Source organism: Rothia sp. HMSC058E10 (assembly GCF_001809415.1).
In the GTDB taxonomy this organism is placed as follows: domain Bacteria; phylum Actinomycetota; class Actinomycetes; order Actinomycetales; family Micrococcaceae; genus Rothia; species Rothia dentocariosa.
This window is the reverse complement of record NZ_KV797642.1, coordinates 66,727-82,661: the sequence shown is the minus strand read 5'-3', so window position 1 is coordinate 82,661 and position 15,935 is coordinate 66,727. Positions and strand designations below refer to the sequence as shown.

Here is a 15,935-nt window from a genome sequence, read left to right as displayed (position 1 = left end):
AGTGCTAAAAGTAGCATCTTTCTCATAGGTAGAGCCGCTGAAATTTACCTCCTTGTAATAGTGTGATCCGCTGAAATTTACTTCTTTATAATAGTGTGACCCACAGAAATTAACAGATTTTTTGTAGTAAGAATTTATGAGGTCTACAGGATAGAAAAATGTACTTCCTGAGAAATCATATTCAAAATCTGACCATTTACCCGGAGTATTTTCTTCTGGGCCTTGTAAGCGGTCGTGAATTTCTTTAATAATACCGCAGCGAACATCTGCTTCAGATTTTAACATCGCTTTGTCTGCATAGAATTCCTGCTCCTTATCTTTGTAGAAATCTGTAGGGTTATCTTTAGATAACTCATCATGGTGAGAATTAGGAGTAAACCGAGAACGGATACAGGCGTACAGATTACTGCTAATAATCTGCCATTTCTTATGTGATTTCTGTTGATCATTTTTGTAAATCACCTCAGTTGTAGGAGTATCTTGCGATAGCTCATAATAACGAGAGGCAAGAGTAAATGGAGAACGAATATAAGCACAGAGGTTATTGATGATAACCTGTCCTTCTTTGAGTCTATCTTCATATTTTTTTATAGACTCGTCTTCAAGCCACTCATCTACGAGACCTACAAGTGTATATACACCACCCATACGAATAGGTGCTTTCTCATCGCCCAGTTGCTCTACCGCTTTGGTGTACCGTTCTCGGCGTTCTGCCCTAACCTGTCGCCGGTAATCCTTGTCGTTTTTATCTTTTTCCTGATCGTTCTTGTGCTTGTCGATATCGTTTTTACGACGAGTCTCACCCAAGGTAAGGATCGCGAGAAGACCACCGGTTGCTAGTAGAATAGAGTGTCGTAGCCCGCCAACACCTGTTGTAGTGCTTTTGACAGCTATGGGTAAAAGAAGAGCAAATGCCCCACCTGTAATGCCAGTGGTAAGAACTCTGGTAATAAAATATTTTTCAGAGCTCGAAGTAATAATTTGTGGTTTACATAAAGCTACCACGCCTGCAACAGCTAGGGCTCCTAGATATAGTTGTAACCATATGTGTTTTTTGGTGGACCATTGCTTGGGAAATAAGCGGAGCCAACAGATAAACTCGGGAGATAAATAAAGCCAACAGATAAAAAGGGAAAAAACTCCGAGGACTATCATAATAATCCATTTACCCCACGACCAGCCTTTGTTCTGTTGTCTAGGCTGCTCTGTTTCCGGCTGTTTTTTATCGCTCATAGGTGAGTAGACTCCTTGCTGTGAGTGTGTGCAAATACCACCCTACCGCATCTTCAGCTCGTCTTTCAGATTTTCCTGAATTTTGACCCAAGGTTTACCTGCAAATCTTTGTTGAGTAGGTAGGTAACGGCTCAGTCCTACGCATATTTAGGGTGTTGCGGGTTGAACCCTGTCGCCGAAACAAGCCAGCCACGCCAGCGCGAACAAACCCCTACAGGACAAACGGCACACTAGGATCTTAATGTTCTCATACGGCAGGAAGTGAAGGCCGTGAATCTTTCAGGCGGCTAGTTATCTTTCTCTCCGGGTTCTGCGCCCTCCACTTTTACTGTGGTGACTTTCTTCCGCCATTTGTGGAGTTCATTGTTAAGATCTCGCAATTTTTCTGAGATCTCTGCCTTTTCTTTGGGGTCTTTCACCTCAAAAAGTTTATCATTTATTTTTTCTATTTCTTGGAGTTTACCTTCAAGGTATTCTATCTGCTCTGAAGTAAGGAATTTACATTTAAGGGGTATACCTTTGGAATCTAGGTCAATAGGATAACCTTTATCGATATCTACTGTGAAATCATTATTATGTGACCCAAAAAGCGTATTCTTGCGCTTCTTCTTGTCATAAAATTGAGGGGCGTGGTTTGTAAAACAAGAAGAGCTGTTATTGTATCCGTCTTTACCAAAATAAGTTTCACTATAAAAAATAGACTCACTAAAGTTAGCCGGTGCTGGGCAGATGAAGCGAATGAGACGAACCGTTCCTTGGTAGGTGGAGTCGCGGAAGTCAACCTTATATTGGTAGATGGAGCGGCTGAAGTCAGCCCAGTTCTGGTGGGTGGAGCCACTAAAGTCAACCACGCCCGTGTAGGTAGAGTCGCTGAAGTCAGCCCAGTCCTGGTATGTGGAACCGCGAAAGTTTGCCCGACCCTGGTAGGTGGAATCGGTGAAGTCAGCCCAGTCCTGGTATGTGGAATCGGCGAAGTTAGCCTGACCCTGGTAGGTGGAATCGGCGAAGTTAGCCTCAACCTTGTAGATGGAGTGGAAACTCGTAACATCTTCCTGATAAGTGGAGCCGCTGAAGTCAGCCTTGCCTTGGTAGATGGATCTGCCGAACGTAACAGGTTTTTTGTAATAAGATTTTGTAAGATCTACAGGATAGAAGAAGACGCTTCCTGAGAAATCATATTCAAAATTTGACCATGTGCCCGAGTCTTTTCCCCCTGGACCTTTTAAGCGGTCGTGAATTTCTTTAATAATTCCTAGACGAACGTCTGCTTCAGAATCTAATGTTGCTTTGTCTGCATAGAATTTCTGCTGATTATCTTTATAAATCCCATCAGACGAAGGGTTATCTTCAGGTAACTCATCATATCGGGCAGCAAGAGTGAATGGAGAACGGATATAGGCGCAGAGGTTATTGACGATAACCTGCCCTTCTTTGAGTCGTTCTCTATATCCTAAGTTCATTTCTTCCAGCCATTCATCTACAAGTCCAACGAGCGTGTATACGCCACCCATACGGACAGGTGCTTCCTTGCTTCCGAGCTGTTCTACCGCTTTGGTGTACCGTTCTCGCCGTTCTGCTTTACGTTCTTTGAAAGCATTTTCATCGAATTGCCGGATCTGTTCTTTGAGAACTTTCGTCTGATGGTCTTGGTTTTTAAAGGCGGCTTTAATATCTGCATTTGCTTTGGCGCGGTCGTTGGTATTCTTACGGTAGGTCTCAAGTAGACCAAGTGCAGCGATCGCACCGCCGGTTGTGTAAAGGAGCGCTAAACGTAGGTCACTTTGCGCTTTAAGCTGTTCAGCCGTTTCCTTTTGGAAGAAAACACCCGGTAGAAAAATCATGAGAGTTAGACCGAGCGCTGCTACACCAACTAGAAGCCACGGAAAAGCCTTCTCAAACCACGCCATAAACTTGGTTTGTTGATATACCTCTGGACTATTAGGTGATTTAGTCTCTACGTCTTCGTGTTCTTCTGGCATCGACTATCTATTCCCTATGAGTGAGCGATGTGTTCCTTTCCCACCCTACCGCACCTTTCGGGTGTGCCGCAGAAATTTCTGGTTGCTGATTGGTATATTCTTCGCCGCCTCCAGATTTCAGCCGCTAAAAAAGGCTCTTTATCCGAATAAAGAGGCGAAAAGTACGCTTTATTCGAATAAAGAGCCTTTTTACGCAAGAAGCGCAAGAGACAGGGGAGAGGAACCCCCTAAACCCCTACCTGCTGGCGGTCTTGCTCCTGCAGCGGGATCGTCGTGATCTTCTCGCGCCAAGCGTGCAGTTCCTCAACGGTAGACTTCAGCCTGCCCGAAAGTTCCTTGGTTAGACCCAGCCTATCGGTGCTGTGCGCATCGTCGCCGTGAAGATGCCGGGTGATCTCCTGCAGCTCTCCATTCTTATGCGCCAAATACTGCCTATGCTCCACAGCCAGCGGCGGGCACTCGCTCGGCAGCCCGGAGGCACCGGTATCGATAGTGTAGCCCTGTCCCAGAGAGAAGACATTCTCTGTCGGTGCGAAGAACGAAATATACTGCGCCCACGCCTCAACATTCATGAAAGCGGGTGCCGCGCCGGTAAAGACAGAACCTTGGAAGGTTACCGCATGACCATACACGGAACCCCTAAAGAGCGCCTTGTCGGCATACGTCGAGTTCTGGAACCCCGCCAGACCGTAGTATAGCGAGCTCGTGTAATTCGCCCACTTGCTGTACACCGAACCCTGAAAATCGGCCCAACCGTTATAGACAGATCGGCGGAAGTACACATCGCCACCGTAACGGCAGTTATTGAAATGCACGTCGTCCGTGTAGACAGACCCGCTGAAATCCGCCCGGTGATAGGTGCAGTCGCCAAAACTTGCCACCTGCGTGTAGACGGAGTTATGGAAGTTCGCCTGATTATGATAGACGGAGTTGTTGAAGGTTACCGCGCCGGTATAGACGGAGTTATGGAAGTTCGCCTGATTATGATAAACAGAACCGCTGAAATCCGCCGCGCCAAGGTACGTTGAGTTACGGAACACCGCCCAGTTGCGGTATGTGGAATTCACGAAAGTTGCCGCATCATGGTACGTAGATCCGCTAAAGTTTGCCTGATCCAGGTACAGGTTGCCGCTAAAGTCTGCGGTGCTGCGGTATACGGAATCGTTCAACGATGCCGCACCGTGGTACGAAGACCCGCTAAAGTTCGCGTGCGCCAGATAGGTAGAGCCGCGGAAATCCGCCCAGTTACGGTAGATCGTGCCGCTAAAATCGGCTTCGTGCATGTAGGTGCACCCGCTGAAATCGGCGGTCTTATTGAAGAAGACTCGGCTGAACTCGATGGGGTAGAAGAAGGTGCTTCCCGAAAAATCGTATTCAAAGTTCGTCCACGGACCATCCTGGTATCCGCCCGCATCCGAGGGGGCGCGCAGACGGTCACGGATCTGCTGCATCAGACCGAAACGCAGCTCAGCTTCTTCACGCAGAAGGGCGCTCTTTGCGTGAAATGCGCCGTATGCAAACTCTAAGGCGTGCGGGTCAAAAATCGGCGGAGACTGAATGTACCCGCTGATCTTATTGACAATGCGCTGCCCCTCCTTATTGCGGTCTTCGTAGCTTAAAGTTTCGTCCTCAAGGCATTTATCGACAAGCGCAAGAAAGGTATAGAGACTTTTCTGCCGCGTTTTCGCATTCTGATCCTCAAGCTGAGCGGTAGCTTGCTGGTAAATAGACTCGCGTTCTGCACGTGTAACGCCAAAAATATCAACGCTTTTGTGGGCGACCGTCGCCACGCTTGGCAGGTTCCGGCGGGTGAATACGATGAGTGCGAGAACTGTGAGCACACCGCCGATCGCATACAGCACAAGTGAGAGAGTGGTTTGTTTGGTGAGGAATGGAATAATAATTGCGGCTATTACGCAGAGAATCGCACATATAAGAATCGACCAGGCGATAGGTCTGGCAGTCCGCGGCTTAGAAGGTTCTAAAAGCGGCGGTTCTGTAATGCTTTGTATGCGTGACTCTGCGTTGAGGCGGTGGTCGTCCATGACGGGGCTCCTTGTGGCGAGTGGGTGTCTAATGCCGTACTTGTCGTAGAGCTAGTCTTCAGCAGGAATTTTACACCTTTAAGTTGAATCTGAGACACCCCACGCCACATAAACAGTGTTCCAATATTCCGTGACAAGGCGTTATTTTGGTATCACTGCACTTAACAGGTGGAGCTTTTACCCGCTCTTATGCGCTGTTACGCGCGAGAATATGCGGGGTGTCTAAAATCCAGAAGCGAAGACCGTGTTCCTGTTCCCGATGTAATTTTTCGCTCCCACTTTGGTACCACTGCGAAAAGTTTCGGACAGAGAGTGAGCACCCGACGGAAGAACGAACGTCGGGTGCTCACTAGGGAGGTGCTCTCACTGACACTGTGCGAGGGTCTGGAGGGGTCTACCCATCCCTCCGTACCGCGTGCATGTAATACGCCAAGCACGCCACAAACTCAAGGGGCACGATCGTGAGCGTCCACAGCGCATCCAGCGCCAGGTTACCGCTCGTAAGCAGTCGGAACCACAGCGGAGAAACCGCCACACACAGTACCGCGCCCAAAGCATTGACGGACCGCACCAGCCCGGTGCCCATCCGAAAATTGAAGCACACATTCGCAACAATATGCCCCAGCGCGTATACCAGAATGAACTGCCCCATCGGGTGGAACAGTATGTGGCTCCAGTCGCTAGTCAAATCGCCACTCACCAGAAGCGCGAAGAACGTCATCACATACGGGAATACCATAAACAGAACGCGTACCGTGTACCCCACGGATGCCAACGTATGCCTGAAGGTAACCTCACCCGAGCCACGCTGCGGGATGCCGTGCGCACGCTCAACGCCACCTAAGGCGGTGTACGCTCCCGCAGATGCTGCTCGTGTGCTCATGATTCCCCCAAAATATGGTTCGCAAGCATGTCTGGTGTATAGGTTTAATTTCTATATTATGCCTTTGCGGCATTAAAAACCCTCATACTCAGGGATGATTTATCAAAACTTAATGTTCGTAAGCTAAATACAGCTCAGATATACACATGTTCAATCGAGGGTTTGAAGGCGCTATACCGGGGAAGAAGCACGAGTGTCTAGTAAACAAGGCATGACGTCACAGTCTGTAACAAATCGGCCGATTAGGCAGGTTTTTCTAGGACTAGAAGTGTCTGCAGTCCTTTGACGGGGTACACAGGCATTTAGTCCCAAACCGTGCCAGCCGATAGTTTTCCGCCGTAGAGTCTGGTGTTTTCACAGGAGTGTACACAAAAGTCGGATGCGCCAGGATCGTACCCGGCGCATCCGACCTTAGACTGTGAGAAAACGACCGCCTATTCGCGTGCTAACCTCTCGGGTTCAACGTCGTCCTTCGGCTGCTCGATGATTGACCGAGCCGAAGCAATAATCACGCTCAGAATAATATCTGCCATGATGAAGATATAGGCCCCGGCTGAAGAATCTTCACCCGACCAGCCAGCATAGACGATCGCCGTGACGATCAGCAGAATAATACCCAATCCGGCGCTAATTCCATTCAGGATGCGCATGCCCTTCGTAGACTTCGAGCGCACCGCGAAAATACACGCCGCAATCTGCACGAGCATATACACTGCGCCGCCGTAGCCGAGCATCATGTTGAAGGTTCCGCCGCCACCAAAGCCGAAGCCATACATCACCAGGCACGCGGCAAGCAGAACGGTACGAATCGCGGTCACCGTAACAATGGTCTTGAGCTCGCGCGAACGTTTCTGCTCGGGGGTTTTCTCGGCACCCGCAGGCACCGCCCCTGTAGTTGCGGCTATCTGACCGCTTGCCGGTGCCCCGACCGATACCGCTGGGGTGTTCGCCGTAATGATCGGAATTGCGGATGCGGGCATGGTGTCTTCATAGACCTTCTTAGCCCCGGTTTTCTCTGCGGGAGCCTGCGCCTCGGATGCGGTGGAGTCGGCAGGGACACTAGACCCGCGCTCTGCCCGAGCGGCAGACATCGTATCGGCGATGGACGGGAATGCGCCCTGTTCCTGGGCCTGAGCGGGAAGCTGGCGGGTTCTCACGTCTTCCGCGTCGCCAGCCTCGTCAGCGTCCGGGCGCGAGATGGACTGAGGAATGTTATCGGCAGGTTCAGCCTCCGGTGCCTCCGCGTGTGCAGCGGCAGGATCAGGAGCCTCAGAATCCTGTGGTTTCTCCGAAAGATACGAGCTCAGCGGGCCCTGCTCAGGTCGGCTCTGCACCGGAAGCTGACGGGTCTGCGTATTTTCGTGGTGCACAGCCTCGTCAGCATCCGGGCGTGAAATGCTCTGGGGAAGCGCATCCGCAGGGGTGTTCGTATCGATCTCAACGGCGGCGGGTTGAGCGTTCTCGGCCTGGGCAGGCTGGGGCTTTGAGGTCTGTGAGCCCCACGGCGTGGATTGGGCGGTGTGAGCGCTCTCAGCAGATTTCTGAGCGGGCTCTTGAGTCTTCGCGCCTTGCGGACCCTGCGCTGCCTGCGGGGTCTGGGCGGGTGCATCCGGCCCAGCATCCTGAGGGGGCAGCGAGTTTTGGGCAGGTGATTCTTCCTGCACGTGCTGCACAGTCGTCGAAGTCTGAGAGCGTCGAGGATTGCTGAAAGGCGCACCTCCCTGGTGGTGCGAATCCTGTATGCGCTCAGAGGTATGAGGATTCTTATCGCTCATCGTGTCTCCCTCGGATGCTGTGGCTGGTGTTAAAGTCTGTGGGCAGGTGTCGAGCTGGTGCGGGCGGGGTGGTTTTCCGCCTAGAAAATCCAGCGGGTGCTAGGCACCGGTAAGAGCTCAGCTAAGGCGCGGTCAGCGGTATGGCTAGGCTGCGAACTGGAATTTCGCGGGATAACCTCTGCAATAGTACCCAAAACGGGCACGAGTTGCCTAAACACCCCGGAAATATTGGGCTCTTTAAGGATAGCGAGAGATATCTCCAAGTCAGCGTACAACACGAAGTTACCTTGCACAACACCATATGTATAGTCGAGCTTGAGCCTGCAGTCGGATGCGCGGCAGGCACCCTCTTTCGGGTGTGTGCATTGCCCGGAAAACCCGGTGAATCTTTGCCCGCAGTACCGTAGGCATGAAACCGACGGCGGTAGAAGAATCTGAACACACCTAAAATAGATGCACTGTAAAGTAAATTATTATAGCCGCATCCACGCAAGAAACCCGTGCATACCGTTTGTGCGACACGCGTAAAGCACGCGAAATTCCCCTTACATGTGCTCAGCCAGCCGAGTCTTAACGCTGACCAGGCGTTACGGTTTGCGGGGTGGCTGTATTTTGTTGCCTAAGCGCATCCACAGGTATTTGACACCCCATGCCGTGCCGACCGCTACCGCGAAAGGCGCATACGCCTGCCAGTCTTGCCCGGCGAACCCAAGAATCAGGGCGCAGGCACTCAGCGGGGCGTTCATCGACAGGCTCAGGAAAGTGACCGCGCCCAGTAGCCCGGCGGTCCCGAGAAGTTCTGATGCATGAAGCGCTCCCGCGCCCGATTGAAGCTGAATCAGCGTCGGGAACACGAGGATTAGAGCGCCCGTAAGCACGAAACCGCAGGCGGAACCCAGCGCCAACCCCGGTGTGAGCGTGCCTCCGTAGGCGCCGTTGCGCAGGCTCGCCACCACCAAGATCGCTTTGGCTGCCAGCAGTGCGAGAGCATAGAGAAGAGCCTGGCTTAAGGCTGTCGCGTCAAGCCTGCCGGAGTCCGAAGATAAACCGGATGCGGCATCGAAAATATGCTGGGTCAGCGGGCGGCCGTTCCCCAGAATCTCCGGCAGGAAAATCGAGGTCACCGCCACCAACGCAAGTACCAGAGGAAGCCGCCAGAGCACGTTCCGATTCGTAGTTTTGCGGCTCTCTGCGCGTTGAGACGCCGCCCGGAACCACAGCGCCAGGGGAGTGATAGCCAGACCAAGAACAACCGCGAGCAGCAGCGATTCACCGGTGGTCTGCAGCTGCGGGACGGGGTAGGTGGGCGCATCCGAAATAACCAGATTCGCGGTGCGGGTTGCCACAAAAATCAGGATCGCACCCGTGAAAATATTGCGCAGCGACAGCGCTAAACCGAGAGCCTCAAACAGGAAAACAAAACCGCCCACCGGAACCTGGTACACAGCCGCTAAACCCGCCGCCGCAGCCGAGGCTACCAACACCGGACGCACGGTCTGCGGAATGCGCATTAGATCCGCCAGACGCCCAGCAAACAGTGCACCCAACTCGCGCGGGGCAACCTCTTTACCCACCGGCGCACCCGCGCCCACGGCCACAATCTGAGTGAGGCTGTGCAGGGTTTGCCGTAGAAATCCCGGGTGGCGCTCCTGCGGAGTTTCGCCGCGAATCTGCGCCTTAATGGACACCAGCTTAGTGCGCCGCTGAAGTAAAAACCAGATGATGGAGACCACCACGCCCACCGCGATCAACACCAGCACACGTCGAACAGTATCGCTGTGATCCGTCACGATCGGATGCTCCGCCTCCGTATGCCCGAACGTGAGCTCCTGCATGATATCCAGGAGGTAGTGCAGAATAATCGCCCCGCCACCGGTGGCCGCGCCAATCAGCACGGTGCACAGCAGAAGGTGGGCACAGCGAATCAGACGTGTTTTCATCGTTTTACATTCTAGCCGCGAACCGCAGCCCTTTTTGTGCCGGAGTACATGCGGGGAGCCGCCGGATCCGGTGTTGGATTGTATGCTAGATAACATACCCTGTGGTGCGGGCGGCATGCGCCCCGTAACACGAACGAAGCAGACAGTAAGGATCGAAGATGACCGAACATATAGCATTCCTCGGCACCGGCTCCATGAACGGTTCCATCGCTGCCGGGCTCATCGCAGGCGGGTACCCCGCAGAGGCCATACGCGCCACCGTGCGCAGCAAAAACTCCATAGACCGCCTGCGCCATCAGTTGGGGCCTAAAGGGCGAGATGCCGTCGTGATCGGATGCGAGCTCAAGCCCGAAGCCAACCGTGAGGCAGTCAGCGGCGCATCCGTGGTGCTTCTGGGGGTTAAACCCTATGGAATCGTCGAACTGGCACGCGAAATTTCACCCGCTCTCGCCCCGGATGCACTCGTCATTTCGGTGGCGGCAGGAGTCACCCTTGACACATTGCAGAAGGCTCTTCCTGCGGGTCAGCCGGTGATCCGCTGCATGCCCAATACGCCCTCAAGCGTGGGTAAGGGTGTGCTGGCGATCTCTGTGAGTGAGGCAGTGACTGAGAAGCAGCTTGCGCTCGCCGAGAAGATCCTAGAGACCGTAGGCCTAGTAGTGCGGGTGCGAGAAGATCAGATGGATGCTGTCACCGCCGTTTCGGGATCCGGCCCCGCCTACGGGTTCCTGCTGGCAGAGACTATGGCGAGTGCCGGTGTGAAGCTCGGTCTGGATGAAGAGACCGCACAGAGGCTCGCATCCGCAACGATTGCGGGAGCAGGGTACCTGTTGGATAGTAACCCGGATGCCGCCGCCCTGCGTAAGGCTGTTACCAGCCCGAATGGAACCACGGAGCGCGCTATCAATACCTTTATTGACAAGGGACTTTTCGATCTCACCGAGGATGCTATGCGCGCCTGCGCCGCCCGCTCCGCAGAGCTGAGCGAACAGTACACGGCTGACTAGCCCCCGCCTTCTCCTGCCTACCTCTCCCTACATAAAAAAGAGCCTTTATTCACATAAAGGCTCTTTTTATGACGAAGAAGGGGAAGACAGAACCTACGGGCGTGCCGCGAAACGTTCGATCAGATCCACCTGCCCCGAGACAATCAGAATATCCCGGGAATGGATGCGCGTTGCCGCATCCGCATAGGTAAACTCCTCGCCAGGAGACTTAATACCCACCACAGACACCCCGTATTTCGCGCGAATATCCGACTCGGCTAGGGTGAACCCGTGAGTTTCCTTCGGCGGGCGCATCTTGGCAATCGCAAAATCGTCGTCGAACTCGATATAGTCCAGCATGCGCCCCGACACCAGGTGTGCGGCGCGGCGGCCCGCGTCCGCCTCCGGATAGACAACATGATGCGCGCCAATACGCTCTAGAATCTTGCCGTGTGAGGGGGTGATCGCCTTCGCCCAGATACGCTCAACCCCCAGATCGACCAGGTTCGCGGTAATCAGCACGGAAGCCTCAATCGAGGTACCCACACCCACAACCGCAGACCCGAAATCGCTCGCACCCAGCTGCCTGAGCGCGTCAATATCGCGAGCATCTGCCGAGACCACGTGGGTGAGTACGCCCGTCCATTTCTGCGCAATTTCGGGGTCTTTCTCAATGGCGAGAACCTCTTTATTCTGGGCGTGAAGCTGGGCGGCGGTCGCCGAACCGAACCGTCCCAACCCGATAATCAGTACGGGGGCGTTATGGTTACTAGCCAATGACGGGCCTTTCTTCGGGGTACTTATACAGACGGCGGCGAGACCTCAGCGCCAAACCGGTGGCGGCAGTAATGGTGCCGATTCGCCCAATAAACATAAGCAGGGAGAGCACATAGATGCCCGAGGGCGGCAGTTCCGTAGAGAGCCCATTTGACAGTCCACAGGTTGCGTAGGCGGAAATGACCTCAAAGAGCACGCGCACGAGCGGCTGGTCTGTTATCGCCAGCAGAACTCCGGTGCCCACAAGTACAATTCCGGTACTCATCATCGTCACCGAAATGGCGATGCGCAGCGCCGACACCGGGATCGTGCGCCCGAAGGTCATCACGAATTGGTCACCGCGTGCCTCCGCAATAATTGCAAGCATAATCACGGCAATCGTGGTAACTTTCACGCCGCCTGCGGTAGATGCTGAGCCGCCGCCGATAAACATGAGCACGTCGGTTATGAGGCCGGTGACCGGGCGGATATCGTTCATGTCGACCAGGTTGAACCCGCCCGAGCGCGTCATGATGGAAGCGAAAATCGAGCTGAGAACTTTCTCACCCGCACCGTAATTGCCGATAGTACGCGGATTTGCCCATTCGGCTATGCCCCAGAGCAGGGCACCCAGCACGAACAGGATGCTCGTGGTCGTCACCGTGAGTTTGGTCGTTAGAGTCCAGTCGCGGGGCCGAAAGGGTTTCTGCTGAATCGTCATCAGCACGGGGAACCCGAGTGCCCCCAAGAACACCGCGATGCTGACGGGTGCGAGCACGAAAAAATCGTGTCCATAGGGTACTAAGCCATCGGAATGCGGGGTGAACCCGGCGTTATTAAAGGACGAAATGGCGTAGAAAATACCGTGCCACAGGCTGGTGGGCAGATTCTCGCCAAGAAGCAGAAAACGCGGGGTAAGAACGAGGGCGATCGTCGATTCGATCCCGATTGAGGTATAAGCGACGGTACGAAGCACGCTGCCGACCTCACCGAGTCGCCCGATACTGAGCTCTTCCTGCGCGATAAGTTTAGAGCGCAAACCCATTTTCCGCCCGATCGCCAGGGCAAGAAGCGAGGTCATGGTCAGCGCCCCTAAACCACCAATCTGACAGGCGAGCAGAATCATAACCTGCCCGAATACTGACCATTGGGCCGCTGTTGAAACGGTCGTCAAACCGGTCACGGTCACCGCACTGGTGGCGGTGAAGAATGCGTGGTGAAATGGCGCAGGTTCGCCCGTGACCGAAGAAATCGGCAGGCTCAACGTTACGGTGAAGAAAATGATCACCAGAAAGAAGGACGCGATAGCGGTTCGCGAAGGTGAGGAGAAGACAGTCGTATCAATAAGGTTGCGCAGCTTCTCGTAGCTTCGGATATCGAAGGGGTTGAAGCGGCGAGTGACCTCTTCCTGTTCATACATCATCGGCGATGTAGACGGAACTTTGCCGATAGCGGTGGAGATGCGACCCTCAGAAAAATCGCGCACCCGTTTGCGCTGATGCGCGCGCAGACGACGTAGATAGCGTCCCACGGGTGCCTCCTTTCCGATCGTACGCAGAGTTTGGGCGGGGTACGGTCTTGGTGGGGATGTTTAGCTTTCTCTAGTGTATCGCCCAGGCATGCAGCTGAGCGGAACATCATAGGTATTTCTAGGGATAATGTTGGAACGGTTGTTGTGGTGCATGCACTGTGTGGGCGTGTATATGCCATAAACGATATATAGCTAGAACGGAATATTATGAGCATTTGGTAATATACGCGGAAAGCTTAGCGAAAAACCGCGTAGTTTCGGGCTAGAACCCATAAAACAGGTATCGAGCATACGCCGAAATATGTCATAATCGCTATATGCAATCAGACGTTTTTTCAGTGATCGCGGACCCCACCCGCCGCAATATCGTTCATCTTCTGGCTGAACAAACACGTACTGTTGGTGCCGTTGTTGAGCACTTGAACATGAGCCAACCCACTATCTCAAAGCACCTTAAGGTTCTACGTGAGGCACGGGCAGTCACCGTGCTGGTCGAGGGGCAGCGCCGCCTCTATTCACTGAACCCTGAAGTATTTGACGAGATCACCGCCTGGGTTGCCGATATACAGGCGATTGCACACAGCACGAAGGAACAGCGGGAATCGCAGATTAAACAGGCTTCCGTGATTGAGGTTGTCGATGTTGTCGAATCCTCAGGCGATGACACCGCGAAAACCGACAAGACTGAAAAGCCCAGCGCCGAGGCTAAGACTGAGAAAACTGCGCACGCTGGCGAGTCTGAGACTAACGAGCAAAAACAGCAAGATCAAGATACAGAGCAGCGCTCTAAAGCTACTACCGGTAAAACCACCGATGAAACCACTGGTGAAGCTGCCACTGCCGATGCTCAAGATGTACAAGATCAAGATAAGACCTCGGATTCGGATGCGCCCGCCCAGCCCGTTGAATCCTCCTCCGTCGTTGAGCAGCCTGAGCCGACGCCTCAGGAACGTGTATCCAAGACCCTTTCGCAGCGCAAGCGTTTCGAGGCTTTCCCGGGTTCTACCGGTTCCGCGAATGCTGGCGTGAAGCCCGGAGCGAGCCCTTCGGGCGAGCGGGATGCCGAGAAGGACTCCGGGCAGAAAGATCGCGATGGGCAGGGCGCTTCCCACGAGGCTGGCGCTCATGATTCGCACGCTGAGGGCGAATCGTCTGCTAAGAAGAAGACGACGACCGCCGCGATTGCAAAACCCGCCATTTTTGATGATGAGACACGTTCTGCCGAGAGCTCGGTAACCTCCGGTCTGGGGCCGAAGACCTCGACTAAATCCGCTGCGCGCATCGTGTCAAAACCCGCTCAGCAGGCGGCACCCGCCGCATCGGAAGAGGGCACAGAAACCGCCGGAACCGTTGAGGAAAACGAATTTATTCCCATGCGTCCTTTCACGCCTTCGGGGTCTTCCTATCAGGAGAAACCGCAGCAGTCCTATGGGTATGACGACGGAATTGATGACGGTCAGCAGGGGTTCTCGCCCGAGGCTCGCGGCTTTGTTCCCCGGTCAAAGTCGCAGGATAAGACCGCACAGGCAAAGCCGGAGGCAGTAAAGAGCGAGAAGACCGACAAGGACGCGTCAGCTCAGAAGGACGCTGAATCGTCTGTGAAGAGCACCGAGTCGGCTAAGGCTCCCGAGCGTTCGTACGATACGAAACAGCTCCACGCTGAGGCACAGACTCAAGAACGCACGCACGTTTCAGACGCTCAGCAACCTGCCCAGCAATCCGAGGGTGCTAAGCCTGTGAAACCGAGCTCCGCCGAGTCTAAACAGACCTCTCACGCCGCGAAGGCCGAAGCGCAAAAGCCCGTGAAGGATGCTCACAAGAGTGCTCAGACAAAGCCTCAGAAACCCGAATCACCTTCGCCGCAGGCTCAAACTGCCGCGAAAACAGAATCGGCTCAGGCACAATCGGTCCGTGAAGAGGTTTCTGCCCCGAAGCCGGGTTCGGAACGGGCGGCGCAGGCGCATACCGGAAAACCCGGTGCGAAAACCGAAGCGCACACTGGTTCTCAAGAAACCCCAGCCCAGGCTGCGAAACCCGCCGAATCCCCGATACAGGCGGCTGCATCCGAGAAGAAACCCGAGGATAAGCCCGCCGAAACCACTGCGACCAACGCACAAACCGCCACCCAGCCCGGCACATCTTCTACCGTGAGCTACGGCATCGACACTGCCGAAAAGAGCACGGAAAATGGGGAACGTGCGGTACAGGGTACTGCACAGAAAAAGCAGGCCGAGAAGGGCCAGGGGAACGCTGGCTCGCCTGAGACCAAGGAACCGGCAAAACCCGCAACGGTTAGGTTCGCCGAAGGTACCGCCTCCTCAGGTGCTGCAGCAAAAACTCAGGAGCCCGAGAAAAAGCCAGCGGCTCAGGTGGAAGAGTCATCGTCAACCGTTCAGGAACCGCAAAAATCGGGTGCTGAAACCCCAGCGGAAGCCGCCCCTGCCGCCGCACAGAATATGACGCAGGCACAGTCCGAAGAGGCTAAGGCAGTGGAAGCTAAACTCGCCGAGAATGCGCCGGTCAAATCAGATTCCGTGACCTTCACGGCGGTGCTGCCCGTCGTTACCCCGGAAATGAGTTCCGTGCAGGGTGCCCGTCCTCAAGAGGACGAAGAGGCAGCCGATGCCTCTGACAAGACGAAGAGTGCGGCATCCGAAAAATCTGGTAAGAACGAGGAACTTCCGTACCAGACACAGACGGAATACACCTCAGCATTCGGCACTGCAGATACCCCGAAAGAACCCCCGCGCGGGCTGCTTTCACGCGTTTTCGGAAGGCGCCGGTAACATGGATATTTCACAGCATAC

General features: G+C 54.2%; 10 protein-coding genes and 1 pseudogene. 2 read left to right on the top strand and 9 right to left on the bottom strand.

The features are described from left to right. The 7 genes and pseudogenes from HMPREF2609_RS09420 to HMPREF2609_RS09390 form a co-directional block, all read right to left on the bottom strand. Nucleotides 1–1,233 (bottom strand): annotated as a pseudogene (locus HMPREF2609_RS09420) (hypothetical protein); the annotation flags it as partial. Between the two features lie 287 nt (nucleotides 1,234–1,520). After that, nucleotides 1,521–3,212 carry a pentapeptide repeat-containing protein gene (locus tag HMPREF2609_RS09415; RefSeq protein ID WP_070536551.1) on the bottom strand — a complete coding sequence of 564 codons (1,692 nt, stop codon included), beginning with the start codon at nucleotides 3,210–3,212 and terminating at the stop codon, nucleotides 1,521–1,523. A 227-nt stretch (nucleotides 3,213–3,439) separates the two neighbouring features. Further along, nucleotides 3,440–5,257: a pentapeptide repeat-containing protein gene (locus HMPREF2609_RS09410; protein ID WP_070536549.1), complete on the bottom strand. Its 1,818-nt coding sequence runs from the start codon at nucleotides 5,255–5,257 to the stop codon at nucleotides 3,440–3,442. Nucleotides 5,258–5,651: 394 nt separating this feature from the next. Beyond that, a complete protein-coding gene (locus HMPREF2609_RS09405; RefSeq protein ID WP_070536547.1) occupies nucleotides 5,652–6,140 on the bottom strand; it encodes a hypothetical protein in 489 nt (162 codons plus the stop codon). A 434-nt stretch (nucleotides 6,141–6,574) separates the two neighbouring features. Then, on the bottom strand, nucleotides 6,575–7,915 hold the full coding sequence (locus tag HMPREF2609_RS09400) for a hypothetical protein (protein ID WP_246825640.1): 1,341 nt from the start codon (nucleotides 7,913–7,915) through the stop codon (nucleotides 6,575–6,577). 80 nt (nucleotides 7,916–7,995) lie between these two features. Further along, nucleotides 7,996–8,193 carry a hypothetical protein gene (locus HMPREF2609_RS09395; RefSeq protein ID WP_037231202.1) on the bottom strand — a complete coding sequence of 66 codons (198 nt, stop codon included), beginning with the start codon at nucleotides 8,191–8,193 and terminating at the stop codon, nucleotides 7,996–7,998. A gap of 309 nt (nucleotides 8,194–8,502) precedes the next feature. Then, nucleotides 8,503–9,855 carry a chloride channel protein gene (locus tag HMPREF2609_RS09390; RefSeq protein ID WP_246825639.1) on the bottom strand — a complete coding sequence of 451 codons (1,353 nt, stop codon included), beginning with the start codon at nucleotides 9,853–9,855 and terminating at the stop codon, nucleotides 8,503–8,505. Nucleotides 9,856–10,013: 158 nt separating this feature from the next. On the opposite strand from HMPREF2609_RS09390, the gene proC reads away from it, so the two are divergent. Then, nucleotides 10,014–10,862, top strand: coding sequence for a pyrroline-5-carboxylate reductase (gene proC, locus HMPREF2609_RS09385; protein ID WP_070536545.1), 849 nt, complete (start codon nucleotides 10,014–10,016; stop codon nucleotides 10,860–10,862). A 93-nt stretch (nucleotides 10,863–10,955) separates the two neighbouring features. Here proC and HMPREF2609_RS09380 read toward each other — a convergent pair whose 3' ends face one another. Both HMPREF2609_RS09380 and HMPREF2609_RS09375 read right to left on the bottom strand, forming a co-directional pair. Then, nucleotides 10,956–11,618, bottom strand: coding sequence for a potassium channel family protein (locus tag HMPREF2609_RS09380; RefSeq protein WP_004005437.1), 663 nt, complete (start codon nucleotides 11,616–11,618; stop codon nucleotides 10,956–10,958). Next, nucleotides 11,611–13,020, bottom strand: coding sequence for a TrkH family potassium uptake protein (locus HMPREF2609_RS09375; RefSeq protein ID WP_070536569.1), 1,410 nt, complete (start codon nucleotides 13,018–13,020; stop codon nucleotides 11,611–11,613). The genes HMPREF2609_RS09380 and HMPREF2609_RS09375 overlap by 8 nt, the downstream gene beginning before the upstream one ends. A gap of 425 nt (nucleotides 13,021–13,445) precedes the next feature. On the opposite strand from HMPREF2609_RS09375, the gene HMPREF2609_RS09370 reads away from it, so the two are divergent. Continuing rightward, nucleotides 13,446–15,914: an ArsR/SmtB family transcription factor gene (locus tag HMPREF2609_RS09370; RefSeq protein ID WP_070536543.1), complete on the top strand. Its 2,469-nt coding sequence runs from the start codon at nucleotides 13,446–13,448 to the stop codon at nucleotides 15,912–15,914. Nucleotides 15,915–15,935: the final 21 nt, after the last annotated feature.

Excerpts from the sequence above, each read along its gene's own strand:
- HMPREF2609_RS09410 (WP_070536549.1), bottom strand. The coding sequence starts at position 5,257 with ATGGACGACCACCGCCTCAACGCAGAGTCACGCATACAAAGCATTACA.
- HMPREF2609_RS09415 (WP_070536551.1), bottom strand. The coding sequence starts at position 3,212 with ATGCCAGAAGAACACGAAGACGTAGAGACTAAATCACCTAATAGTCCA.
- HMPREF2609_RS09390 (WP_246825639.1), bottom strand. The coding sequence starts at position 9,855 with ATGAAAACACGTCTGATTCGCTGTGCCCACCTTCTGCTGTGCACCGTG.
- proC (WP_070536545.1), top strand. The coding sequence starts at position 10,014 with ATGACCGAACATATAGCATTCCTCGGCACCGGCTCCATGAACGGTTCC.
- HMPREF2609_RS09370 (WP_070536543.1), top strand. The coding sequence starts at position 13,446 with ATGCAATCAGACGTTTTTTCAGTGATCGCGGACCCCACCCGCCGCAAT.
- HMPREF2609_RS09375 (WP_070536569.1), bottom strand. The coding sequence starts at position 13,020 with ATGATGTATGAACAGGAAGAGGTCACTCGCCGCTTCAACCCCTTCGAT.
- HMPREF2609_RS09400 (WP_246825640.1), bottom strand. The coding sequence starts at position 7,915 with ATGAGCGATAAGAATCCTCATACCTCTGAGCGCATACAGGATTCGCAC.
- HMPREF2609_RS09405 (WP_070536547.1), bottom strand. The coding sequence starts at position 6,140 with ATGAGCACACGAGCAGCATCTGCGGGAGCGTACACCGCCTTAGGTGGC.